Origin of the sequence: Sphingomonas faeni (assembly GCF_024273235.1) — a bacterium.
Classification (GTDB): Bacteria; Pseudomonadota; Alphaproteobacteria; order Sphingomonadales; family Sphingomonadaceae; genus Sphingomonas; species Sphingomonas faeni_A.
Genome location: NZ_JANBVH010000033.1, coordinates 26,881 through 51,433, shown reverse-complemented (window position 1 = coordinate 51,433; position 24,553 = coordinate 26,881). Strand labels below are relative to the sequence as shown.

19 protein-coding genes and 1 tRNA gene are annotated in these 24,553 nt (G+C 65.6%); 12 read left to right on the top strand and 8 right to left on the bottom strand.

Going from position 1 to position 24,553, the window contains the following annotated elements; genetic code table 11:
- Positions 1-92: 92 nt before the first annotated feature.
- Together NLI89_RS16340 and parC are read right to left on the bottom strand one after the other, a co-directional pair.
- A complete protein-coding gene (locus NLI89_RS16340) occupies positions 93-1,781 on the bottom strand; it encodes a putative bifunctional diguanylate cyclase/phosphodiesterase (protein WP_254687999.1) in 1,689 nt (562 codons plus the stop codon).
- Positions 1,782-1,874: 93 nt separating this feature from the next.
- Positions 1,875-4,127, bottom strand: coding sequence for a DNA topoisomerase IV subunit A (gene parC / locus NLI89_RS16335; RefSeq protein WP_254687998.1), 2,253 nt, complete (start codon positions 4,125-4,127; stop codon positions 1,875-1,877).
- Positions 4,128-4,250: 123 nt separating this feature from the next.
- Here parC and NLI89_RS16330 point away from each other — a divergent pair, with 123 nt between their 5' ends.
- Complete coding sequence (locus NLI89_RS16330; protein ID WP_254687997.1) at positions 4,251-5,165, top strand: alpha/beta hydrolase; 915 nt, start codon at positions 4,251-4,253, stop codon at positions 5,163-5,165.
- Positions 5,162-6,376, top strand: a complete 1,215-nt coding sequence (kynU, locus tag NLI89_RS16325; protein WP_254687996.1) for a kynureninase — start codon at positions 5,162-5,164, stop codon at positions 6,374-6,376. Before NLI89_RS16330 ends, kynU begins: the two co-directional genes overlap by 4 nt.
- Positions 6,377-6,385: 9 nt before the next feature.
- Here the strand turns inward: kynU and NLI89_RS16320 are convergent, their stop codons facing one another.
- Both NLI89_RS16320 and NLI89_RS16315 read right to left on the bottom strand, forming a co-directional pair.
- Entirely contained in the window at positions 6,386-6,772 is a 387-nt protein-coding gene (locus NLI89_RS16320; RefSeq protein WP_254687995.1) for a type II toxin-antitoxin system HicB family antitoxin, read from the bottom strand.
- A gap of 40 nt (positions 6,773-6,812) precedes the next feature.
- Positions 6,813-7,001, bottom strand: coding sequence for a type II toxin-antitoxin system HicA family toxin (locus tag NLI89_RS16315; RefSeq protein ID WP_254687994.1), 189 nt, complete (start codon positions 6,999-7,001; stop codon positions 6,813-6,815).
- A gap of 204 nt (positions 7,002-7,205) precedes the next feature.
- On the opposite strand from NLI89_RS16315, the gene purC reads away from it, so the two are divergent.
- From purC to purQ, 3 genes are read left to right on the top strand one after another with little or no spacing between them, the layout of a single operon-like run.
- Positions 7,206-7,985 (top strand): phosphoribosylaminoimidazolesuccinocarboxamide synthase, encoded by a 780-nt coding sequence (purC, locus tag NLI89_RS16310; protein WP_055876188.1) that lies wholly within the window; start codon positions 7,206-7,208, stop codon positions 7,983-7,985.
- The gene (gene purS, locus NLI89_RS16305) at positions 7,986-8,216 is read left to right on the top strand and encodes a phosphoribosylformylglycinamidine synthase subunit PurS (protein WP_060527016.1); all 231 of its coding nucleotides are present in this window, start codon (positions 7,986-7,988) and stop codon (positions 8,214-8,216) included.
- The gene (gene purQ / locus NLI89_RS16300; protein ID WP_254687993.1) at positions 8,213-8,881 is read left to right on the top strand and encodes a phosphoribosylformylglycinamidine synthase subunit PurQ; all 669 of its coding nucleotides are present in this window, start codon (positions 8,213-8,215) and stop codon (positions 8,879-8,881) included. Before purS ends, purQ begins: the two co-directional genes overlap by 4 nt.
- Before the next feature lie 123 nt (positions 8,882-9,004).
- Here purQ and NLI89_RS16295 read toward each other — a convergent pair whose 3' ends face one another.
- A complete protein-coding gene (locus tag NLI89_RS16295; protein WP_254687992.1) occupies positions 9,005-9,760 on the bottom strand; it encodes a queuosine precursor transporter in 756 nt (251 codons plus the stop codon).
- Between the two features lie 61 nt (positions 9,761-9,821).
- Between NLI89_RS16295 and NLI89_RS16290 the strand changes: the two genes are divergently transcribed.
- The 3 genes from NLI89_RS16290 (at position 9,822) to NLI89_RS16280 (ending at position 12,519) form a co-directional block, all read left to right on the top strand.
- Positions 9,822-9,898 (top strand) — tRNA-Arg (locus NLI89_RS16290).
- Positions 9,899-10,060: 162 nt separating this feature from the next.
- A complete protein-coding gene (locus NLI89_RS16285; RefSeq protein WP_254687991.1) occupies positions 10,061-10,894 on the top strand; it encodes an SGNH/GDSL hydrolase family protein in 834 nt (277 codons plus the stop codon).
- Complete coding sequence (locus tag NLI89_RS16280) at positions 10,891-12,519, top strand: alpha-L-fucosidase (RefSeq protein ID WP_254687990.1); 1,629 nt, start codon at positions 10,891-10,893, stop codon at positions 12,517-12,519. Before NLI89_RS16285 ends, NLI89_RS16280 begins: the two co-directional genes overlap by 4 nt.
- Positions 12,520-13,007: 488 nt before the next feature.
- Here the strand turns inward: NLI89_RS16280 and NLI89_RS16275 are convergent, their stop codons facing one another.
- Genes NLI89_RS16275 through NLI89_RS16265 form a run of 3 tightly spaced genes read right to left on the bottom strand, consistent with a single transcriptional unit; the run spans position 13,008 to position 19,830 of the window.
- Positions 13,008-15,890, bottom strand: coding sequence for a TIM-barrel domain-containing protein (locus tag NLI89_RS16275; protein ID WP_254687989.1), 2,883 nt, complete (start codon positions 15,888-15,890; stop codon positions 13,008-13,010).
- A 35-nt stretch (positions 15,891-15,925) separates the two neighbouring features.
- A complete protein-coding gene (locus NLI89_RS16270; protein WP_254688000.1) occupies positions 15,926-17,548 on the bottom strand; it encodes a DUF5597 domain-containing protein in 1,623 nt (540 codons plus the stop codon).
- Positions 17,549-17,559: 11 nt separating this feature from the next.
- A complete protein-coding gene (locus tag NLI89_RS16265) occupies positions 17,560-19,830 on the bottom strand; it encodes a hypothetical protein (protein ID WP_254687988.1) in 2,271 nt (756 codons plus the stop codon).
- 190 nt (positions 19,831-20,020) lie between these two features.
- Between NLI89_RS16265 and NLI89_RS16260 the strand changes: the two genes are divergently transcribed.
- Genes NLI89_RS16260 through NLI89_RS16245 form a run of 4 tightly spaced genes read left to right on the top strand, consistent with a single transcriptional unit; the run spans position 20,021 to position 24,319 of the window.
- Positions 20,021-21,190: a fumarylacetoacetate hydrolase family protein gene (locus NLI89_RS16260; RefSeq protein ID WP_439144529.1), complete on the top strand. Its 1,170-nt coding sequence runs from the start codon at positions 20,021-20,023 to the stop codon at positions 21,188-21,190.
- On the top strand, positions 21,180-21,980 hold the full coding sequence (locus NLI89_RS16255) for an SDR family NAD(P)-dependent oxidoreductase (RefSeq protein ID WP_254687986.1): 801 nt from the start codon (positions 21,180-21,182) through the stop codon (positions 21,978-21,980). The genes NLI89_RS16260 and NLI89_RS16255 overlap by 11 nt, the downstream gene beginning before the upstream one ends.
- A gap of 1 nt (position 21,981) precedes the next feature.
- Positions 21,982-22,860: an SMP-30/gluconolactonase/LRE family protein gene (locus tag NLI89_RS16250; protein ID WP_254687985.1), complete on the top strand. Its 879-nt coding sequence runs from the start codon at positions 21,982-21,984 to the stop codon at positions 22,858-22,860.
- Between the two features lie 43 nt (positions 22,861-22,903).
- The gene (locus tag NLI89_RS16245) at positions 22,904-24,319 is read left to right on the top strand and encodes a sugar porter family MFS transporter (RefSeq protein WP_254687984.1); all 1,416 of its coding nucleotides are present in this window, start codon (positions 22,904-22,906) and stop codon (positions 24,317-24,319) included.
- Positions 24,320-24,553 lie beyond the last annotated feature (234 nt).

Here is a 24,553-nt window from a genome sequence, read left to right as displayed (position 1 = left end):
TTGGTGAGCGTCAGACCCACATGATGAGATCCCAGCTTTCGCTGGGATGACGGTAGTTGTTGGGATGACGGTGGCTGTTGAATCACCAGCGCTTAAGCCAGAGCCAACGGCGACACGCCCCCACCGGCCCCAATCATCGCATACGCCGCCTCAGCCTCCAGCGGCTTGGCATAGAAATACCCCTGCCCGAACGTGCACCCCAGCGCCGCCAGCGTCTGCGCCAGTTCGTTGGTTTCGATCCCCTCGGCGGTCGTCTTCATCCCCAGCGCCTGCGCAAGGCTCAGGATCGCGCGGACGATCGATACCTTGTCGCGGTCGGCCAGCATCTCGGTCACGAAACTGCGGTCGATCTTGAGCACGTCGATCGGCAGCTTCTGCAGATAGGCGAGATTCGAATAACCCGTCCCGAAATCGTCCATCGCCAGCGTCGTTCCCAACGCCTTCAGCGCGTGCATGGTCCCAGCGATCCGGTCCGGGTCGGTCACGATCGCGCTCTCGGTCAGCTCCAGCGTGAACCGGTCGCCGGTCAGCCCGGTCGATGCCAGCGCCGCCTCCAGCACCGGGGCGATATCGTCGCGCTGCAACTGGATCGCCGACAGGTTGACCGCCACCTTCACGCCGCACGGCGCGCCGTGCCGCGCATCCCACCCCGCCAGCGTGCGCGCCGCTTCGTCGATCGCCCAGCGTCCCAGCGGTACGATCAGCCCGGATTCCTCCGCCACCGGAATGAACTCGCTAGGGCAATGGCGTGTGCCGCTCTCGTCGGTCCAGCGGGCCAGCGCCTCGAAGGCCACGATCCGGCCATTCGCCAGGTCGCAGATCGGCTGATACGCGAGCCGCAGCGCGCGATTCTCGATCGCACGGCGCAGCGCGGTCTCCATGCTGAACTGCGCGCGGGCGATCGCGAAATCCTGCGGCAGGTAACTCTCGGCGCGGCCGCTCGCCTTCGCGCGCTTCACCGCGAATTGGGCGTGACGGATCAGCTCGGCGACGTCGTCCGCCTCGTCGGCACCATGCGCGATGCCGACCGAGCATTCGACGCTGATCTCGTAATCGGTCAGCCGGAACGGCGTGGTCAGCGTCCGCTGAATGCGCTCGGCCAGCGCGTGCGCCTCCTCGCGATCTGCGTCGATCGTCATCAGGATGCCGAACTGGTCCCCGCCGATCCGCGCCAGGGTATCGCGCGCGCGGAGAGCCCCCTTGATCCGGCGGGCAACGGTGATCAGCAATTCGTCGCCGGCGAGCGAGCCGAGGCACGAATTCAGCCGGCCGAACCGGTCGATGTCGATCGCCAGTACCGCGCTGATGCTGCGATCCTCGATACCCTCGATCAGCTCCTCGAAGCCTTCGCGGTTCGGCAATCCGGTCAGGCTGTCGGTGGTCATCTCGCGGCGCAGGCTGCGCTCGGTCTGGACCTGCGAGGTCTGGTCGATGAAACTGATCGTGCAGCGATCGCGGAACGACGTGAAGGTCCGCGCGATCGTCACCCGGTAATACCGGCAGTCGATCGCATCGCCGAGCGCCCAGTCGAAATCGCATCGAAGGCTGGACGATCCGAGGAACGCGACGATCCGGTCGCCGAGCTCCGCGATCATCGGCGACCGGTCGGCCACCACGCCAAGCCCTGCCAATCGATAGGCGCGGTTGACCGCGAACAGCTCGAACCGGCCGCTCGCCACCACCACATGCGCCGCGGGGATGGGGACAAGCTCCAGCGCGCGGGCGACCAGCTCGGTCGCGACGATCGATTGCGGTTCCGCATCCAGGATGCTCGCTGGCATTGGACCCGCATAGCCGGGTTTTGTTAAAACGTCGTGAAGGAACCGAAACGACTATTTTGGAGCGCGCTTTCGGCTCGTTGGCATGGCCCCATGCTAGCCAAAACGGTTATCCCGCGGGAACCCGGTCGGCGGCATTCTCCCTGCCGCACCGCGTGCCGCGCGCCACGGCCCGAGGTCCGATTCAGTCCGTGTGCGCCCCGTGCCGCCGCCCATCGCCCAGCTCAGCCCTTCGGCGAAGACGAACGTGATCGCATCGGCCAACCCGCCATCGCGATAGCGCTGGAGCTGCAGCCCCTGCCCGCGCGTCATCTCGACCAGTTCGGCGAGCGGGAACACGAGCATCTTCCGATTGTCGCCGATCGCCGCGACGTAATCGTCGTTCGGCCCGATCGGCCGGACGATCTTCAACTGCGCCCCGGGCCGCGGTGTCACCACCGTCTTGCCCTTGCGCGTCTCGGCGATCACCTCCGCGCTGCTCACGGAGAAGCCACGCCCATCGGTCGCCACGACGAGCAGTTTCGGATGCTTGCTCGCGGGCAGCAGCGCGACGATCCCGACGCTGCCGTCGAGGTCGATCATCGCCCGCACAGGCTCGCCGAACCCGCGCCCACCCGGCAGCTTGTCCGCCGCCAGCGTGTAGAACCGCCCGTTCTCCGCCGCGAGCAACAGCTTGTCCGTCGTCTGCGCGTGGAACGCGAAAGCCGGCCCGTCACCCTCCTTGAACTTCAGCGCCTCCGGGCTCGCCAGATCGTTGTGCCCCCGCATCGCCCGAATCCAGCCGCGTTGCGACAGGATCACCGTGATCGGCTCGCGCTCGATCATCGCTTCCAGCGGAATGTCACGCGTCGGCGCGGCCTCCTCGATCGTCGTGCGCCGCTTGCCGAGCACCGTTTCCAGCCCATAGCGATCGCGGATCTTCGCCATGTCGCGCTTCATCCGCGCCCGCTGCTTCTTCGGATCGGCGAGCAACGCGGCGAGCGTCGCCTGTTCCTTGTCGAGCTTGTCGCGCTCGGTCTTGATCTCGAACTCTTCGAGCCGGCGCAACGACCGGAGCCGCATGTTCAGGATCGCCTCGGCCTGACGATCGGTCAGCGCGAACTCGTCGATCATGACCTTCTTGGGCTCGTCCTCGGTCCGGATGATCTCGATCACCCGGTCAAGGTTCAGATACGCGATCAGATAGCCGTCGAGCAGTTCGACCCGGTCGGCGATCTTGCTCAGCCGGTGCTCGGTGCGCCTGCGCAACACGACGAACTGATGATCGACCCACGCCGCCAGCGCCTCGCGCAACGACATCACCCGCGGCGTGCGATCCTTGTCGAGCACGTTGAGATTAAGGCTCACCCGCGTCTCGAGATCGGTCAAGCGGAACAGCCCGTCCATCAGGATCTGCGGATCGACCGTGCGGCTGCGCGGCTCCAGCACGATGCGGATCTCGGTGTCGGATTCGTCGCGCACGTCGGCGAGGATCGGCAGGCGTTTGGCGTTGATCAGCTCGGCGATCTGCTCGATCAGCTTGCCCTTCTGGATACCGTACGGGATTTCCGTGACGATCAGCTGCCAGCCGCCGCCCTTCTCGCGCTCGGTCTCCCAGCGCGCCCGCACGCGGAACCCGCCGCGCCCGGTCGCGTAGGATTCGCGGATGACGGCCGGTGGATCGACGACCAGACCACCGGTCGGAAAGTCCGGCCCCTTCACATGCTCAAGGATCGCCGCATCGTCCGCGTCGGGCGTATCGATCAATACAATCGCCGCCTCCAGCAACTCGGCGGCGTTGTGCGGCGGAATGCTCGTCGCCATGCCGACCGCGATCCCGCTCGCGCCGTTCGCCAGCAGGTTCGGGAACAGACCCGGGAACAGCTCGGGCTCGTGATCCTCGCCATTATAGGTCGGGCGATACGCGACCGCGTCCTCGTCGAGCCCATCCATCAGGTCGATCGCGACCTGCGTCAGCCGCGCCTCGGTGTAGCGATAGGCGGCGGCGTTATCGCCGTCGATGTTGCCGAAATTGCCCTGCCCGTCGACCAGCGGATAGCGCATCGCGAACGACTGCGCCAAGCGCACCATCGCGTCGTAGACCGACTGGTCGCCGTGCGGATGGTATTTGCCGATGACGTCGCCGACCACGCGCGCGCACTTTTTGTACCCCTGCGCCGGATCGAGCTTGAGCAGCCGCATCGCCCAAAGCAGACGCCGATGCACCGGCTTCATCCCATCGCGGACGTCGGGCAGCGATCGCGCGGTGATCGTCGACAGAGCGTAGACGAGATACCGCTCGCTGAGCGCGCTATCGAAGGGGGCGTCGACGATGGAGTCGAAGGGGTCTTTGAAGTCGCTGCTGGCCATTGCGGACAGCGGTAGCAGGTGAAAACGCAACGATCAAAGCATGAACGTACCGCCCGCTTCGTGCGCACGAAGAACGCCGGATGACCGCATGACGCCGCGGGTCGAGCGCGCTAGACCAACCCCATGATCCGCTTAGCCATTCTCGCGCTCGCCGCCCTCTCGATGCCGGTGATCGCGCAAACTCCCGCCCCCGCCACACCGTCCCTGCTGACTTGGCCCGACCTCACCAAGCGCCCGAAACCAGCGCCCGACACGACGATCGACTACGGCACCGACCCGATGCAGAAGATCGACGTCTGGCTTCCGAAAGGGAAAGGACCGTTCCCGGTCGTGGTCATGGTGCATGGCGGGTGCTGGACGACCAGCATCGCCGATCGCAGCCTGATGAACTGGATCGCCGACGATCTCCGCAACAGTGGCGTGGCGGTGTGGAACATCGATTACCGCGGAGTCGATCGCGCCGGCGGCGGCTATCCCGGCACGTTCGCGGATGCTGCGAAGGCTGCCGACCAACTTGCGGTAAATGCACAAAGGTTCAATCTCGACGCCCGGCATGTGGTCGCGATCGGCCATTCCGCCGGCGGGCACCTCGCGCTCTGGCTCGCCGGCCGCCCGAAGTTGCCCGCGACCAGTCCGCTCCGCGCCGCAAACCCGCTCCGCATCGACCATGTCATCAGCCTCGGCGGGCTCCCCGATCTCGAAGCCACCGCCGCCAGCCCCGAGAATGGCTGCGGGGTGGAGGTCGTCGCGCAACTGGTCGGCAAGCCGACCCCGCAGCATCCGGACGTCTACGCCGACACCTCCGTCCCGCGCCTCCTCCCGCTCGGCATGAAGCAGGACCTGATCAATGGGCGCGAAGACCGGATCATCCCCTTCGTCATGGCCACCGACTATGTTGCGAAGGCAAATGCGGCCGGCGACACCGCCACGCTCCACACCATCCCCGCCACCGGCCATGTCGAACTGATCGCGCCCGAAACCGCCGCCTGGGCGGAAGCAAAGCGCCTGATCCTCGCCGACCTCAGGAAGACCCAGTGACCCTCGAAGACGCCCGCGCGCTCGACGCGACCGATCCGCTCGCCGCCTACCGCGACCAGTTCGCGCTACCCGAAGGCGTGATCTACCTCGACGGCAACTCGCTCGGCGCGCTGCCCAAGGCCACGCCGGCCGCGCTCGCCGACGTCGCCACCCGCCAATGGGGCGATCGCCTGATCCGCAGCTGGAACGAAGGCTGGATCGACGCCCCCCAGCGGATCGGCGCCAAGATCGCGCCCCTGATCGGCGCCGCATCCGACGAGGTCATCATCGGCGACACGACCTCGACGCACCTTTTCAAGGCCTTGGTCGCCGCTCTTCGCAGCAATCCGAAGCGTCACACGGTCGTAAGCGAGGCCGGCAACTTCCCGACCGACCTGCACATTGCCGAAGGCGCAGTCGCCTGCGTCCCCGGTGCACGGCTGAAGGTAGTGGCGCGCGAAGACCTCGCCGCAGCACTTGACGACAACACAGCCGTCCTCCTGCTCACGCACGTCCACTACAAGACCAGCGACCGCTTCGACATGGCCAGCTGGACCGCCCGCGCCCACGACGCCGGCGCGCTCATGCTTTGGGACCTGAGCCACAGCGTCGGCGCCGTCCCGATCGATCTCAACGGCGCGAACGCCGATCTCGCCGTCGGCTGCACGTACAAATACCTCAATGGCGGCCCCGGCGCCCCCGCGTTCCTCTACGTCGCGAAACGCTGGCAGGACGCACTCGCCAGCCCGCTCTCCGGCTGGATGGGCCACGCCGCGCCGTTTGCATTCGAGGACGCCTACCGCCCCGCTCCCGGCATGAAGCGCTGGCTCGCCGGCACCCCCGCGATGCTCTCGACCGCCGCACTGGAAACCGCACTCGACCTCTGGGCCGATGTCGACCAGCACGCCATCGCCACCAAAAGCGCGCAACTCTTCGATATCCTCGCCGCAGCGGGTGACGCCCTGGGACTCGACTGCGTCAGCCCCCGAGACCCTGCCAAACGCGGCAGCCACATCAGCTTCCGCCACCCGCACGCCTACGCCCTCACCCAAGCGCTGATAGCCCAAGGCGTCATCGGCGACTTCCGCGACCCCGACATCCTCCGATTGGGCCTGACACCCTTGTTTCTGAGCCACGAAGACGTCTGGCACGCCGGCGACATCCTGCGTGAAACCCTCGAAACCGAAGCTTGGCGCGACCCGGCGTTCTCCCAACGCCTCGCCGTCACGTAACGCGGAAACTCACCCCATCGCCGCCAGCTTGGCCCTGGCGGCATCGGCCAAAAATCCCGATCGATTGCTGGCGACCCGGTCGATCCGCGCGAGCAACCCCTCGTCGATCGAAACCTGCACACGGACAGCACGGCCCGGCCGATCGCCGCGAACCAGTACGCGAGCGGCCTCATCGACGTCCGGATCACGCGCGATAGCGTCGATCGACGATGGCTCCGGGATCGGATCGCCATACTGCGCCATGATCGCCAGATGCCCGCTCAGCGCCTCCTCGGCGCCGAGCGCCGCCTCCTGCATCGTCACGCCGGCCGAGACACATCCAGGCAAGTCCGGGAAAAATACGCTGAAGCCGTTATCCGCACGCTCGATTATCGCAGGGTAGTGAACGATCGCCATGACACTCAAATCCTTCGAGGAATATAACCAAGCGGCCCGCCTAGCGAAGCCGAACGCCACTCTGCCGCTCGATGCTTTTGATCGTACCGATCGCCATCTCCGATTTGGGGTGCGGCACCGTCACCGTTCCAGGCAACGTGGCGTGACGAAAATGCTTGTGCGATCCGGTTTGCCGAACCTCGACCCAGCCAGCCTTGCCAATCAGTTTGATGATCTCGGCACTTCGCATTCTCACTCCGATACACAACCCTACACAACAATGCGCATTCCATCAACGTCTCGCTATACAGGCGTCGACGCAGGCCGAAGCCACGATTGCACCCCCCGCACCCTTCGCCTATAGGCGCGGCCTATTCCGGCCTCGGCTTCGCGGTGCATAGCGCGTAGGCTGGGGCCGCTCGATTTTCACCGCTCGATTTCCAGGGGACCGCGCATGGCTCGCCGCCGCCAGATCTACGAAGGCAAGGCCAAGATCCTCTACGAGGGTCCCGAGCCGGGCACGCTGATCCAGTATTTCAAGGACGACGCCACCGCGTTCAATGCCCAGAAAAAGGGCACGATCAACGGCAAGGGCGTGCTCAACAACCGGATTTCCGAGCACATCTTCACGCTGCTCGATCATATCGGCGTGCCGACGCACTTCATCCGCCGGCTCAACATGCGCGAGCAGCTGATCCGCCAGGTCGAGATCGTCCCGATCGAAGTCGTCGTGCGCAACGTCGCCGCCGGCTCGATCTCGACGCGCCTCGGGATCGAGGAGGGCACCAAGCTGCCCCGCACGATCATCGAATATTACTACAAGGACGACGCGCTCGGCGATCCGATGATCTCCGACGAGCATATCGCCGCGTTCGGCTGGGCGAGCCAGGAAGAGATGCACGACATCGCCGACCTCGCGATCCGCGTGAACGATTTCCTGTGCGGGCTGTTCGCCGGCGTCGGCATCCGCCTGGTCGACTTCAAGCTCGAATTCGGCCGCATCTTCGACAACGACTTCGGCCGCATCATCCTCGCCGACGAGATCAGCCCCGATGGCTGCCGTCTGTGGGACATGGAAACCAACGAGAAGATGGACAAGGATCGCTTCCGTCGCGATCTCGGCGGCGAAGTCGAGGCCTATCAGGAGGTTGCACGGCGTCTTGGGCTGTTGCCCGAAGGTGGCGACAATTCGGTCCTCGACCTCGAAAAGCATCGCAAGAACCGGGGCAAGTAAATGAAACTCAAGGTTTTCGTGACATTGAAGCCCGGCGTACTCGATCCGCAGGGCCGGGCGATCCACCACGCACTCGGCAGCCTCGGCTTCGAGGGCGTGCAGGACGTCCGCCAGGGCAAGCTGATCGAACTGGAAGTCGCCGACGATACCGACGACGCGACCATCGACGGCATGTGCCGCAAGCTGCTCGCCAACACGGTGATCGAGAACTACCGGGTCGAGCGCGCATGAAAACCGCGGTCATCGTCTTTCCCGGCTCCAACTGCGACCGCGACATCGCCGTCGCGCTGGAGGCGGTGACCGGCGTCAAGCCGTTGATGGTCTGGCATGGCGATGCGGACTTGCCCGCGGATGTCGGCCTGGTCGCGGTCCCCGGTGGGTTCTCCTACGGCGATTACCTCCGCTCGGGCGCGATCGCCGCACGCTCGCCGATCATGCGCGCGGTCGTCGAGCAGGCGGGCAAGGGCCTGCCCGTGCTCGGCATCTGCAACGGTTTCCAGGTCCTGACCGAAGCGGGGCTCCTCCCCGGCGCGCTGATGCGCAACGAGGGACTGAACTTCGTCTGCCGCGACGTGGCGCTGACGGTCGAGACCGCAAGCTCGACCTTCACCTCGGGCTATACGGCAGGCGAGCGGGTCTCGTTCCCGGTCGCGCACCACGACGGCAACTACTTCGCCGACACCGAGACGCTCGACCGCCTCGAAGGCGAAAGCCGTGTCGCATTCCGCTACGCCGAAAGCGTCAACGGCTCGGCGCGCAACATCGCCGGGTTGCTGAGCGACAAGGGCAACGTGCTCGGCATGATGCCACATCCGGAGCGTCGTATCGAAGCGGCGCACGGCGGCACCGACGGCCGCCGGCTGTTCGAGGGTTTGTTCGAAGCCGTCAGCGCCTGACCACTACCGGTTCCCCCGCGAAAGCGGGGGCCCAGGATACCATCCACAACATTTGGAACCCTGGGCTCCCGCGTCCACGGGAGAACGGAGGGGGCGGTCGCGCTTCTACACCCGCGTGCGGATCTAAACCCGCGTCCGGAACGGCGAAAAGTCCGTCCCCCGGTCGTAGACATCCACACCCTCGCGACGCTTCAGCCACCCCACCACCACATACGTCAGCGGCGTCAGCAACACCTCCCAAGACACCTTCAGCAAAAACTGGCTGACCATCACCATCAGCATCGCCTCCACCGGCCAGTCGGGCGCGCCGTAAAACGCGAGCGGATAGAAGATCAGGCTGTCGAACGCCTGTCCCACTACCGTGCTGCCGATCGTCCGCGTCCACAGCATCCGCCCCTGCGTCCAGATCTTCATCCGCGCGAGCACGAAGCTGTTCGCGAACTCCCCCACCCAGAACGCACAGATCGACGCAAACACGATCCGCGGCACCTGCCCGAACACCGATTCATACGCCGCCTGCCCGGTCCACCCCGTGTCGGGCGGCAACGCGACGACGACCGCCGACATGAACACCATGAACAGCATCGCCCCGAACCCCGCCCAGATGCAGCGGCGGGCGCGTGCGTACCCGTAGACCTCGGTCAGGACGTCGCCGATCACATAGCTGACGGGGAAGAACAGGATGCCCGCCCCGAACGGCCACGCGCCGATGAACGGCAGGTCGATTACCGCCCGCTTGCCCGCGCCGATCACGTTCGACAGCAGCAGGATCGTCACGAACGCTGCCATCACGAAGTCGTAATAGCGGAAATGCCCGCCGCTGACCGCGTTCGCCGCTACCGGTTCGAGCCCCCGCTCGCCATTCCCATCAATATCCATGCGGCCGGTTATGATCGAGGTTCCAAGCCCGCACAATCCGCGCTAGTCGTCGCCGCAGCGCGCGCCCGTAGCTCAGCTGGATAGAGCAAGGAGCTTCTACCTCCTCGGTCGGGGGTTCGAACCCCTCCGGGCGCGCCAACCGCTTGTTCGACGGCGTTTTCCACCGGCCGTCACCGAAAAATACCCGCCCACGGCAACCCCTGCGATGCTGCGCGATAGCGGTAACGCTTTGCCAAGACGTTTCATTGTCGGTTACGCTGCCAATTATCAGACAATCCATCCAGCGCGGACCAGCCAGACATGATCAAGACCGGAATTCCAGCCGCGCTATGCGCACTCGCGTTCGCCGGAGCGGCGCCGCAGGCGGCCGTTGCGCAAACCAGCGCGCCCGGCGATCCTTACGCATCCGACCCGGTCGGCATCGTTGCAGACCCGTGCCCGACTCACCCGAAGCCGGCCAACGGCACGGAGTGGGAGGCTTGGAAGCTGCACATGCTCACCCGCGATTTCGGCCAGTTGTGCCGGTACGCGGCCCAGAACGCCGCGCTGATGGCCGCGGGCGAGACCGTCCGCGTCGTGTTCATGGGTGATTCGATCACCGATAACTGGATCGGCGCCGACGCCGCGCTGTTCACCCACGGGCTCGTCGATCGCGGGATCAGCGGACAGACCACCCCGCAGATGCTGGTCCGCTTCCGCGCCGACGTGATCGCGCTGAAGCCCCGTGCGGTCCACATCATGGCGGCCACCAACGACATTGCGGGCAACACCGGCGCGGCGACGATCGAGACGGTCCAGGGCAATATCGAGACGATGGCCGAACTGGCACGCGCGCACGGGATCAAGGTGATCCTCGCCTCGACGCCCCCCGCCGCCGCGTTTCCGTGGAGCCCGGCGATGAAGCCGGCGCCCCAGATCGTAGCGTTCAACACCTGGCTGCGCGGCTATGCGGCGAAGAACGGCTTCACCTATGTCGACTATCATGCCGCACTCTCCGGGCCGGACGGTGGAATGAAGCCGGGCTATGCCAGCGACGGCGTCCACCCGACCCCGCAAGGCTATGCGGTGATGAAGCCGCTCGCCCTCGCCGCGATCGCCAAGACCCTCGGTAGCCAGCGGGGAAAGGTGCGATGATCGATCTCAACAGGCGGTCGGTTCTCGCCGGCATGGCAGCGCTCGGCGCGGCGCGCGGTGCGGTGGCGCAGAGTCCGATGGGTCTCGCTGCCGGCCCGGTGAAGCCGACCTGGCCTTCGCTGGTGAACAGCTATCGCTACCCCGACTGGTTCCGCGATGCGAAACTCGGGCTGTGGTCGCATTGGGGCCCGCAATCGGTGCCCGAGCAAGGCGACTGGTACGGGCGGTTCCTGTATATGCAGGGCCATCCGATGTACGAACACCACCTGAAGACCTACGGTCATCCGTCGAAGACCGGCATGATGGATATTCAGAACCGCTGGACCGCGGACCGCTGGGATCCCGACGCACTGATCGAGCGCTACAAGAAGGCAGGCGCGAAATACTTCATGGCGCTCGCCTGCCATCACGACAATCTCGACTGCTACGACAGCCGCTATCATGCGTGGAACTCGCTCCGGGTCGGCCCGAAGAAGGATGTCGTCGGCATCTGGGAGAAGGCCGCACGAAAGGCGGGATTGAAGTTCGGCGTGTCGAACCATGCCGCGCATGCGTGGCACTGGTACCAGACCGGCTACGGCTATGATCCCGAAGGCCCGCTGAAGGGCGTCCGCTACGATGCGGCAACGCTGCGCCAGGCCGACGGCAAGGGCAAATGGTGGGACGGCCTCGATCCGCAGGAGCTGTATACGGGCGCGCATATCGTCGCGCCCGACGGCATCGACACGGTGGCGGCGATGGGCAAATGGCACGAGGCGCACGACGGCGAATGGGTCGAGACCGGCCCGCCCAACGATCCATCCTATGTCTCGAAATGGCTGCTGCGCCAGACCGACCTGATCGACAAGTACAAGCCGGACCTCGTCTATTTCGACGATTACGAGTTGCCGTTCGGGCCGGTGGGGCTCGAGGCGGTCGCGGACTACTATAACCGTTCGATCGCGTGGCACGGCAGGATCGACGTCGTGCTGACCGCGAAGAAGATCCAGCCCGGGCATCGCTACGGACTGGTCGAGGACGTCGAGCGCGGCTTCACCGATCATATCTGGGACGAGCCGTGGCAGACCGACACGTGCCTCGGCGACTGGTTCTACAATGTCGCCCGCCTCCGTGACAAAAGCTACAAGAGCGCACCGGAGGTGATCCAGCGGCTTGCCGACGTGGTGTCGAAGAACGGCAATCTGTTGCTGTCGGTGCCGCAGCCCGGCGACGGGTCGATCGACAGCGAGGTCGAGCATATCCTCGACGGCATGACCGATTGGGTGGCGATCAACGGCGAGGCGATCTTCGGCTCGCGGCCATGGCGGCGCTATGGCGAGGGGCCGACGATCCTGCCAACGGGCATGCAGAACGAGACGGTGAAGCCGTTTACGCCGCGCGATATCCGGTTCACCACGAACATGGGCGCGCTCTACGCGGTGTTTTTAGGCTGGCCGGAGGGTACAGCCACGATCGGCTCGCTGACGCGGACGGTGAATGGCGGTGTGGTGGAGCGGGTTACCTTGCTCGGTGGCGGCGTGCTCGCACACCGGCAGGATGCCAAGGGCCTGCACGTGACGATGCCGACGAATACGCGCGGGGGGTTCGTGCCGGTACTGAAGATCGAGGGGCGTGGGTTGGTCTAGGGCCGCCGCCGCCTCTCAAGGACGTGCCACCTCAAGGGTGCATCACCTTGAAGACGCACCATGGGAAGAAGACACCACCCCGGCGAAGGCCGGGGCCCAATTGGGGGACAATTATAACGGCGCGCAGTGCTTCGTTACTGCAACCTCTCCACTTGGGCCCCGGCCTCCGCCGGGGTGGCGTGCTTCTGGATAGGGTTTAACATCCAAAGACCGGCATCCCAGCGAAAGCTGGGATCTTCGCATGTCATCCGCAGCGTCCGCCAATTGGGCCCCGGCCTTCGCCGGGGTGGTTTGCTTGTGGATAGGCTCCAACGCCCAGAGCCCGTCATCCCAGCGAAAGCTGGGATCTTCCCATGGCATCCGTCGCGTCCGCCAAGCGGGATACCCCAGCTTTCGCTGGGGTGACGGGAGAAGGGTGACAGGTGACGAGAGAAGGGGGATACGCGCTATCGCTGTTCGACGTCGAAACTCGGCAACACCCCCTCACCTCACCGAACCGGCCGTTTAACCTCCACCGCAGCGCCGCGATACGTCACCGTCGCATCCCCCGCCCCGTCCAGATCGAGCGGACGCCCCGCGGCCATCCACTTCACCCGCACCGTCCGGCTCACGGGCATGGCCTTGTACCCCTGCCCTTCACGCGCGCCGAGCGTCACCACGCCCGTCGCATCGTCATACGTCACCGGAATCCGGCTGTACGCGCCGCCGCGATACTGCTCGCTGGTGCCGTCATCCTCATACAGCCCGAAGCTGCCGTTCGCGCCCGGATACACCGCCAGCGTCAGCGGTGCGTCGGGCTTCTGGTCGACATATTGCGTGACCGGGCCCATCGGCACGATCGCGCCCGCCTTCACGAACAGCGGCATCCGCTCGTAAGGCGCGGCGACCGTGACACTTTGACCCCCGCGATACGCCTGCCCTGTGTTGAAGTCGTACCAGACCGTCGCGCCGGGCAGGTACACCGAGCGAGACCGCGCGCGATATTCGGTGATCGGCGCGACGAGGAAGCTGTTGCCGAACAGATATTCGTCGTCCACCTTCCGCGCCTGCACGTCGCTCGGATAATCCATCACGAGCCCACGCATGATGCTGCCGTCCTTGAACCACGTGTCCGCGGCGACCGTGTAGATATACGGCATCAGGCGGTAGCGAAGCTGGTCGTACCAGACCATCGAGTCGCGCATCGGCGACCCCTCAGGCGAAATCTCGTAGATCTCGCGGTAGGGGCTCTCGCCGTGGCTGCGGAACAGCGGGCTGAACGCACCGAACTGGAACCAACGCAGGTTCAGCTCGCGCCACTCGTCGAGGTTCGCCGCGGTCGGCGTCTTGCTCGCATAGCGATCCTCCAGCGCGAACCCGCCGATGTCGTGCGTCCAGTTGGGGATGCCCGACATCGAAATGTTGACGCCCGCCGAGATCTGCGCGCGCAGATCGTACCAGCGGCTCGCCACGTCGCCGGACCACACCGCGGCACCCTCGCGCTGCAACCCGCCGAACCCCGAGCGCGTCAGGATGAAGGGCCGCACGTCGGGCTTATACTGCCGCCAGCCGTCATAGACCGCGCCGACATGGACCAGCGGATAGCTGTTGAAATACTGCGCCGCCGGTCCCGCGGCGGTCGGGCCCATCGTCGCGATCCGCTCGGGGATCGACAGGTTCGAATGAATGTCGGGCTCGCTCGCATCGAGCCACCATGCGTCGGTGCCGATCTTCGCGAGGCTGTCCTTGATCTGGCGCCAGTAGATGGTCCGCGCCTCGGGCGCATAGGGATCGTAATCGGTATTCAGATAGCCCGGCCCGACCCAATCCTTGTTCCCGTAATCGAGGTTGCCGCGATAGGTGTAGCCCTTCGCCGCCAGTTCCTTGTAGTTCTCGGTCGTCGGATAGAATTTCGGCCAGACCGAGATCATGAAGCGCGCGTTCATGTCGTGGATCTTGTCGATCATCTTCTGCGGCTCGGGGAAGCGGGCCTTGTCGAACTGGTGGCTGCCCCAAGCATTCTCGGGCCAGTAGAACCAGTCCTGGACGATGTTATCGAGCGGGATCTTCAGATCGCGGTATTTCTTGACGACGTCGACGACCTCGTCCTGCGTATTGTAGCGCTGGCGCGACTGCCAGAAGCCGTACGCCCATTTCGGCATCATCACGGCCTTGCCGGTTAGGCTGCGATAGCCCGCGATGACCTCGTCCATGTTCTTGCCGGGCACGTACCAATAGTTGACCGACTTCGCGACATCGCTGGTGAACCACACCGAATGGCGATCGGGCGCGGCGAGCGGATTGTTGTGGAGCAGCGCGATATACCCCGCGTTCGGCTCCCATTCGATCCGCACCGCGACGCGCTTGCCCTTGGTCATCGGCAGGTCGAAGTTCGCGTACCAGGGGTTCCAGTTCTGGCGCCAGCGGTTCAGCACTTCCTTGCCGTCCGCGAACACCTTGAAATAGCTCGAGCCGTAGAGCTGGAACTTGTGCACGCCGCTGACGTCGGGCGTCACGTCGCCGGTCCACACGACCTTCTGCGTCTCGACCGCATTGCCCGCGGTGTTCTGGCCGCCAGTCGCGGCGACCGTCTGCGCCTTGGCGACGGCGGGCCACTTCGCCTGATCCTTAATATACTGGTAGTTGATCGACGCTTCCTGCTGCGTCACCGCAAGCCGATCGCCGAGATAATATTGCGCGGTGAAGCCCGGCTTGCCGCCGCTCGTCACCTTCAGGCCATCGGTGCCAACCAGCGCATAGGGCCGCGGGTTGCCGAAGCGGGTGATGCCGTCGTTATCCCACAACAGGCCGTAGTTGCGCGTCGAGACCACAAACGGGACGGCGATGTCCATGTTGTGCTGCGCGAGTTCGACGTCCTCGCCGTTGTAATCCATCTGCGCGTTCTGGTGCTGGCCGAGGCCGTACAGCCCCTCGTCCGTGCCGCGGTTGAACTGCTGCGACGCGACGACGAACGGCTTGCCGTCCGCGCTGGTAGGAAAGAATGCGGGGTTGGCCGCCTGATCGAGCACGACCTTTCCAGCGGCGTCGAGAAAGCGGACGCGACCGGTCTTCAGGTCGACCTCAGCAGTATCGCGCGCGGTCGCGACCAGCACGCGCTTGCCCTCCTGGGTAACCGTGTACTGACCCGCGATCGGCGGCGTCGGGACCATCAGGCTCGGCGCAGTCGTCGTGCGCGTCGGGCTGGCGACGACATGGATGATCCCGTCACCATGCACCGTCACCTCGACCCAACCCGCCGGACCGCTCGACGGCACAACGCCGATCCCGCCCGCGATCTTCTCAAAACCGCCCTTGGCGACCTGCGCCTGCGCAAGTGCCGGGGTAAGTGCGCTGCCAGCCAGCAGCAGGCCGAAACCGAAAGCCTTCATCATCGTCATCCCTTTGATATCGTCGAGCTTCGCGCTCGTTATTTGTAGCTGCCCATGGTCACCTTCAGGATGACCGGCGTGAGCAGGTTGATGCCGTAATCGGTCTGGTCGCCGTTCCACACGCGGCTCATCACCCAGCGGCCGTCGACCATCGTCCCCTCCTCCACGCGCAGCATGATGCCGTTCGCCGGACCGGTCTTCGCCGCATCGAATCGCACGCGGACATGATCGCCGGTGACGAGAAACTCGGTCGCCGAAAGCTGCGCCACCGCGACGCCGCCGACCGGGTCGTTCGCCCAGGCGGGCGGAACCGACTTGATCCACGTCCAGTCCTTCTCGCCGAACTGCCATTCACCGAAGCTTGCGCGGATCGACCAGTCGCCCATCGTCGTCGTCTGCGCAGCGCCATCCTCGGGCTTGGCCGCCCCCCAGGTCGGATGCTCGTAGGCGATCTTCGCCCAGTCGCGCGCCATTCCAGACAATGCTCCGTATTTGCGGGCGATCGCATCGACCGTCGCATCGTCGAGCGACTTTGCGCCGAGCGGATAGTTGAAATAGCCGGTCTCATCCATGCCGAACGGCGCATAGCCGATCGCGCCACGCCCTAGCGCCGCATAAAAGAACCGGGCGAACTCAGGGGCGTTGCCGATCTCCGGCACCATCAATGCATTGTCGGGGCGCGCGTACCCGTCCAGGTACAGCGCGACGTGGCCCGCATCGCGGTCGTAGATATCGGGCGCCTGGAAATCGATCGCAGGCGCTGCCGCCTTCCAGATGTCGAGCACGTCCTGCTGCGGCCCGCCGCTCGCGACACCGGTAGGATCGGGCACGTTCGACGGGCCGGCGAGCGACGCGTTGACGTACATCGGCAGCGGCTTGATCGCCTTCCCCGCCGCGGCGATCTCGTTGACGTAGCGCGCGGTATGCCAGGTGTTGAACGCGCGGTCCGCCTGCACGCCGAACAATTGCGCCCAGCTTCCGACCGGCTTCTTGAGCGCCTTCGCCAGTTCGGCGGGCACCGGCTTGGCGAACACCGCATTCGCCTGCGGACCGTAATCACGCGGCGAGACGTAGCTGCCGACTTCGTTCTCGGGCTGGACCAGGATCACCGTGTTCTGCGGATCATGCGCCTTCAGATATTTCAGCACCTCGACGAATGCACGCTTGTCCGCCTCCAGCGTGGAGCGGAACATCGGCGAATGGACATAATGGTCGGTGCCGTCCTTCTTCTTCATCCGCGGGAAGCGACGGTTGTCCGTCTTCACCCAGTCCGGCGTATAATTACCGGCGGTGTTCTTCCACGTCCCGAACCAGAGCAGCACGACGCGCTTGTCGTGCGCGCGCGCCTGATCGAGCAGCGCCTGTAGGAACGACAGGTCGAACTTGCCCTCGACCGGCTCGACCTGCTGCCAGGCTATCGGGATCTCGACGGTGTTCGCGTGGATCCGGTCGAGCATCGGCCATACCTGCGGCAGCGCGGACGCATAGTTGCTGCTGTTGTTGACCTGCGCGCCCAGCATCAGGAACGGTGCGCCATCGACGATCAGCGCGTGGCGGCCGTTCTTCGTGACGATCCGCGGAATCTCCGTGGCGGTCTGCGCGGACGCGATGCCGGCGATCATCGATGCGGACAGCGCGAGCCCCGCGAGCACGCTTTTCATACGAACCATCATCAATCCTTCTTTGTCGAAGCAGGTTGGGCAAAAACGGGGTCGCCGTAGACGATCCCCCGCCCGTCGGTGCCGATGTACACCCGGCCGAAAGTCTTCGGATCGCCGGAGATCACGCGAAAGCGCAGGCCCCATTGATGCCGGTCGTCGTTGATCCGCTGCCAGTTCGCGCCGCCGTCGATCGACCGCCACACGCCGCGCATCCCGTCTTTCCGCCCGCCATCTTTCCGCCCGATGACGTAGACCGCGGGATATTTCGCCCCGGGTGCCGCGCGGCCGAGGCCGTAGAGATCGACGGACAGGTCGGCATTCGCCTTGGTCCAGCGCTCGCCGGCATCGCTCGACCGGTACAGGTCGCCGCCGACCTTCAACCATAGCGCGCCGGCCCGTCCCGGCACGGCGACGAGCGGGTTCTGCTGTTCCCGGTTGGTGGTCCGAACCGCGCCGAGATCGGCCGGCAGCCCGCGCCCGCCAACCACCGCGAAGCGCGCGCCGCCGTCGTCGCTGCGCAACACCGCATGACGGCCGGTATCGATCGCATAGAATTTGCGAGGATCGACCTTGTCGGCGGTTACCCGCGTCTCGATCGGCAGGCCGGTAGGGGCGGACCAAGTCCGGCCTCGGTCGCGCGTCAGCAACGCCGGCCGCATCCCGACCAGGAACGTCGCGCCATCCGCGGATACCACGATCGGCGCATTACCGGTCTTTTCGGGCGGCAGCCGATCCGGATCGGCGGTCTCTCCCCGGCTCGGCGGAACGAGCGGTTGCCAGCTGGTGCCGCCATCGCCCGACCAGGCGAGCGTGACCGGTGCCTGGCGCGCATGCGTGTTGCCGCTGCGGACGAGTATCTGCGGTGCCGTCCCCGCATAATCGAGCGTGTTGGTGTTGGTCAGGTACGGGTTCGTGTGCACCTTTGGCGGCGACACGCGAAGATCGTCGTGGCGAAACCCGCCAATGTCGCCGAATCCCGAGATCAGCGGTGCTCCACCGGTGGGACTGGTCAGCGTGATGATCGCGGTCTGCTCGATCCCCACGGTCCACGGCTTCCACGGCATCGTCTCGCGCGCGCCGAACGCTTCGGTCGCATACAGCGTCGCGCCGGTCACATACGCGGCATGGTTCGCATCGAACGGATCGATCGCCAGCCCCGCGATCCAGTGGCCGAAATCCGCCGCATCGCCGTCGAGCTTCAGGAATGGCGATGCGCCGACATCGCGCGTGCTCCGCTTGTAGAGTTCGTCCCAATGCGCGCCGGCATCGCTCGACCGCCACACCGTATCGACCGGCTTGTAGCGATCGACCGTGCTCACTGCGATGACCCGCGGATCCTGCGCAGAGACCGCAATTCCCATATAGCCACCGACCGGCGCATCGACGCGCTTGTCCGGGGTCACGTCGGTCCAGAGCTTCCGCGCGACATCGTACCGCCACACCGCACCGCGCGTGATGCCGCTCGGTCCGATCCCGTTCGCATAGCTGATCGTCAGGACTCCGTCGGAGCCAAGCACCGCCTTGGCCGGCAGCATCTCCGGCCCAGGCCCGCCCGCTACCGCAGCCCAGGTCGCGCCGTCGTCGTCCGACCGGAATAGATGGCGCGATCCCGGATCGGTGCTCGCGACGAACACCCGTCCCGGATGCGCCTTGTCGAACATAACGAACGACAGCCCGCCATGCGTGGTCCGCGCGACCGTCGGTGTCCCGAGCCCTGCCAGCGGAAACGTCGCCACCTTCGTCCAATGCGCGCCGCTATCGATGCTTTGCCACAAGCCGTCGTGCCGCGATCCGAACAACAGCCGGGACGGCCGGTTCGGGTCGATCGCCAGCCGCTCGCCGAGCCCGCGGCCATCCTCGTTGCCGCCCATCTTGAACGGCACGGGCGTCACCAGCCAGTTGGCGCCGCGATCGGCCGAGCGCAGGATCGTCGCCTCGCCGCGCCACGACATGCCGGCCGCGAGATAGACGATATTGGGATCGACCGGATCGGCCGCGACGCTTTCGACACCCATATAGCTGGAGACGGGATTGCCGTCCTGTAACGGTATCCATCGCTTGGTCGTCGCGCTCCAGCGATACGCGCCGCCCATGTCGGTTCGAAGATACGCCAGACCGCGTTCGGCCGTGCTGAAAACGATGCCCGGTGCGAACCCGCCGCCCCCCACGACGACGTTCCGCCAGACATACTCGCTCTTGGCAGGCGCCCCGGCGATGGCCCCGGACGCAAGCGAAAGCGCCAGGAATGCTAGCGTTCCCTTCGACTTACCATGCTTGCCCATCAAGGCCCCCTCCCCGCATCATCTATGCTTGCAACGTCATTGCGGTGCGTGCCATTTGTATGATCAATGTCGTGGAAAGGCGTAGCGCGCAAGTCCGTTCGGACATTGCCGTCGTCACGCGAAGGCCGATCTGGGGCTTGACGGCTTCGCTACGAAGCATACGGTACCGCTAACAACTGGAGGGGATTACATCGTGGAGATCGCATTCGCATCGGCCTGGGTCTTGCCCGCCGATTGGGAACAGGCGGCGTTGCTGGGCCGAATCGACCAGGGCGACGGGCCGACGCCGGTCATCGTCCGTGGTGGCCATGTATATGACATGTCGCAGGTCGCGCCGACCGTAGCCGATCTGATCGCCGGCGGCAGTTTCGACACCAGCCTCGGGATCGACCTCGGCCATCTCGACGATCTCGAACTCTCGCCACTGCCGGACGCCGCGATGCGCCTGCTGAGCCCGATCGATCTCCAGTGCGTGAAGGCATCGGGCGTCACCTTCGCCGTCTCGGCGCTGGAGCGCGTGATCGAGGAGCGGGCTCGCGGCGACGCATCGGCAGCGGCCTCGGTCCGCACCCGCCTCGAGGAGCGTGTCGGCGGCAGCATCCGCTCGGTCGTCCCCGGCTCGCCCGAAGCCGCGGCGCTGAAGGCCGCGCTGATCGAGGACGGCATGTGGTCGCAATATCTCGAGGTCGCGATCGGCCCCGATGCCGAGATCTTCACCAAGAGCCCGACTCTGTCGACGATCGGCTGGGGCGGCGAGATCGGCATCCGCTCCGATTCGACCTGGAACAACCCCGAGCCGGAGGTCGTGCTGATCGTCGATCGCACCGGCAAGACCGTCGGCGCCGCACTCGGCAACGACGTCAATCTACGCGATTTCGAGGGGCGCTCCGCGCTCCTGCTCGGCAAGGCGAAGGACAATAACGCGTCCTGCTCGATCGGGCCGTTCATTCGGTTGTTCGACGACACCTATGGCATGGACGATATCCGCGCCGCGCAGATCGCGCTGACAATCGAGGGCGTCGATGGCTACCGCCTCGAAGGCAGCAGCTCGATGGACCAGATCAGCCGCGATCCCGAGGATCTCGTCCGCCAGACCATGAGCGAGCATCAGTATCCGGACGGTTTCGCGCTGTTCCTGGGCACGTTGTTCGCGCCGACGCAGGATCGCGACGAGCCCGGCCGCGGCTTCACGCATGCGGTCGGCGATGTCGTCACCATCTCGAACCCGAAGCTCGGCGCGCTGGTCAATCCGGTGACGACGTCGAAGGATGCCGCGCCCTGGAACTACGGGATCAGCGCCCTCATGCGCAATCTCGCGGGCCGGGGGCTGATCGGCCCGAAAAAGAATCATGGAGCGTAAGCGCGTGTTGCAGAAGACCCAAACGGCCGACCAGACGGCCATCTATCCCAGCCTCAACGGCAAACGCGTCCTGATCACCGGCGGCGCGTCGGGGATCGGTGCCGGCCTGGTCGAGGCGTTCGCCCGCCAGGGCGCGCATGTCGCGTTCGTCGACATGGCCGAGGATGCCGCACGGGCACTGATCGAGACGCTGACGCCCGACGTAGCGACCGCGCCGATCTTCCTGCCGCTCGACCTGCGCGATATCGATGCGCTGAAGACGACCGTCGCGACGATCGAGGAACGCCTCGGCGGGATCGACGTGTTGATCAACAACGCCGCCAACGACGATCGCCACACCATCGACGAGATCACGCCCGCCTATTGGGACGAGCGGATGGCGACGAACCTTCGCCATCTGTTCTTCACGGGCCAGGCCGTGGTGCCGTCGATGAAGCGTGCCGGTGGTGGCGTGATCCTCAATTTCGGCTCGATATCGTGGCATCTCGCACTGCCGGAACTGCTGATCTACCAGACCGCCAAGGCCGGCATCGAGGGCATGACCCGGGCGATGGCGCGCGATCTCGGCGGCGACGGCATCCGCGTCAACACGATCGTCCCCGGCAACGTCGAGACGCCGCGCCAGCTCAAATGGTACACGCCCGAGGGTGAGGCCGAGATCATCGCCGCGCAGTGTCTCAAGACCCGTGTCCAGCCCGCGGACGTCGCGGCGCTGGTGCTGTTCCTGGCCTCGGACGATGCGCGGATGTGCACCGGTCACGATTATTTCGTCGATGCCGGGTGGCGCTGAGATGATCCGCGAAACCCATGCGGAAAGCGTCCACGCGGTCGGCGCGACATTGGGCGAGGGCCCGATCTGGGTCGCACGCGACGCCGCCCTGTGGTTCGTCGACATCAAGGCCCCGTGCATTCACCGGTTCGATCCCGAAACGGCGACGCTCGATACGTGGGACGCGCCGGACCAGGTCGGCTGGATCATGCCCGTCGAGGATGGCGGCTTTCTCGCAGGCGTCCGCGGCGGCCTACACCGGTTCGATCCGGCGACCGGTGCCTTCGACCTGGTCGCGCCGGTCCACGCCGATACCCCCGGCAACCGCCTGAACGACGCCGCGCGCGATCCGTCGGGGCGCGTCTGGTTCGGGACGATGGACAATGACGAGGCCGACACGACCGGCCATGTCTATCACTGGCACGATGGTGCACTGACCAAGACGGACATTCCGCCCGTCGTGATCACCAACGGCCCCGCGATCGCGCCGGACGGCCGCACGCTGTACACCGTCGACACGCTCGGCAAGCGGATCGACGCGTGGCCGGTCGGCGAGGACGGCGAACTGGGCGCCCCCCGCATCTTCCTGACGTTCGGTCCCGACGACGGTCACCCCGATGGCGCGATCTGCGATTCGGAAGGCGGCGTGTGGGTCGGGTTCTTCGGTGGCTGGGCTGCCAGGCGGTTCGCACCGGATGGCCACTGCACCGACATGGTCCATTTTCCGGTCGCGAACATCACCAAGATCGCGCTCGGTGGTCCGGATGGGCGCACCGCCTATGCGACGACCGCCGCCAAGGGGCTCGACGCGGACGCCCGCGCGGCGCAACCGCTGGCCGGCAACCTGTTCACGTTCCGCGTAACCGTCCCCGGGATCACTGTCGAACCCATCACACTATAACCCAACAAACGTCGCCAGAACGTTGCTTCGGAGAGGAAAACACATGACAATAACGGCAGATTCGGTCCCACAAGTAAATCGAGCGCTCATCGCGATGATCGTCATCGTCGCGACGATCGGCGGGTTCATGTTCGGCTATGACTCGGGGGTCATCAACGGCACGCAGGCGGGGCTCGAGAGCACGTTCGCGCTGTCGTCGCTCGGCACCGGCTTCACCGTCGGGGCGATCCTGATCGGCTCGTCGGTCGGTGCGTTCATGGCCGGGCGCCTCGCCGACAATCTCGGTCGCCGCAACGTGATGATGATCGCCGCCGTGCTGTTCATCGTCAGCGCGCTTGGCGCCGGCGCCGCAACCTCGGCGACGATGTTCGTCCTGGCGCGGATCATCGGCGGCCTCGGTATCGGTGCCGCCAGCGTGCTCGCGCCGGTCTACATCTCCGAAGTCGTCCCCGCAAACGTCCGCGGCCGACTGTCGAGCGTGCAGCAGATCATGATCATCACCGGCCTGACCGGTGCGTTCGTCGCCAACTGGTATCTCGCGCGCATCGCCGGCTCCTCGACCGCCTTGTTCTGGCTCGATTATCCGGCCTGGCGCTGGATGTTCTGGATGCAGGTCATCCCCGCCGCGATCTATCTCGTCACGCTGTTCTTGATCCCCGAAAGCCCGCGCTTCCTGGTCCTCAAGGGCCGCTACGACGAAGCGCACGTCGTCCTCACGCGCCTGTTCGGTACCGCCGAAGCAACCCGCAAGGTCGCCGAGATCCGCGGCTCGCTATCGGCTGACGCGCACCGTCCGAAGCTGTCGGACCTGATCGACAAGGCCAGCGGCAAGATCCGTCCGATCGTCTGGACCGGCATCGGCCTCGCAATCTTCCAGCAGTTCGTCGGCATCAACATCGTGTTCTACTACGGCTCGGTGCTGTGGCAGTCGGTCGGCTTCAGCGAGAGCGACGCCCTGCTCATCAACATCCTGTCGGGTTCGCTCTCGATCATCGCCTGCCTCCTGACGGTCGCGCTGGTCGACAAGATCGGCCGCAAGCCGCTCCTGCTGATCGGTTCGGCCGGCATGACCGTGACGCTCTCGATCGTCGCGATCTGCTTCGCCAGCGGCGCCATCGTCGACGGGTCGTTGCGCCTGTCCGACCAGAACGGCCTGATCGCGCTGATCGCGGCCAATGCCTATGTCGTGTTCTTCAACCTGAGCTGGGGCCCGATCATGTGGGTGATGCTCGGCGAGATGTTCCCGACTCAGATCCGCGGTTCGGGTCTGGCGGTCGCCGGCTTCGCGCAATGGTTCGCCAACTTCGCGATCTCGGTCAGCTTCCCGACGATGGCGATCTCGCTCGGCCTGTCGCTCACCTACGGCTTCTACGCCGTGTCCGCATTCGTCTCGTTCTTCTTCGTCTGGAAGATGGTCAACGAAACCCGCGGTCGCGAGCTCGAGGACATGTTGGGCTGATCGATTGCCGCCGGACCGCGGCTTGGGTCGCGGTCCGGCCAGGTCCGATGGGTCATGGCGAAGCTAGACTTGGTTCTGAATAGATCGTGCAGCCAATGACATGCTGCCCCTCATGCACTACCTCGGCGAAGGCCGGGGCCCAGTTGGAAAGGCCGAAGTAACGGGCGCTTTCCTCCGTCGGCAGCGTCCCCAACTGGACCCCGGCCTCCGCCGGGGAGGTGCTCCTGAGGGATC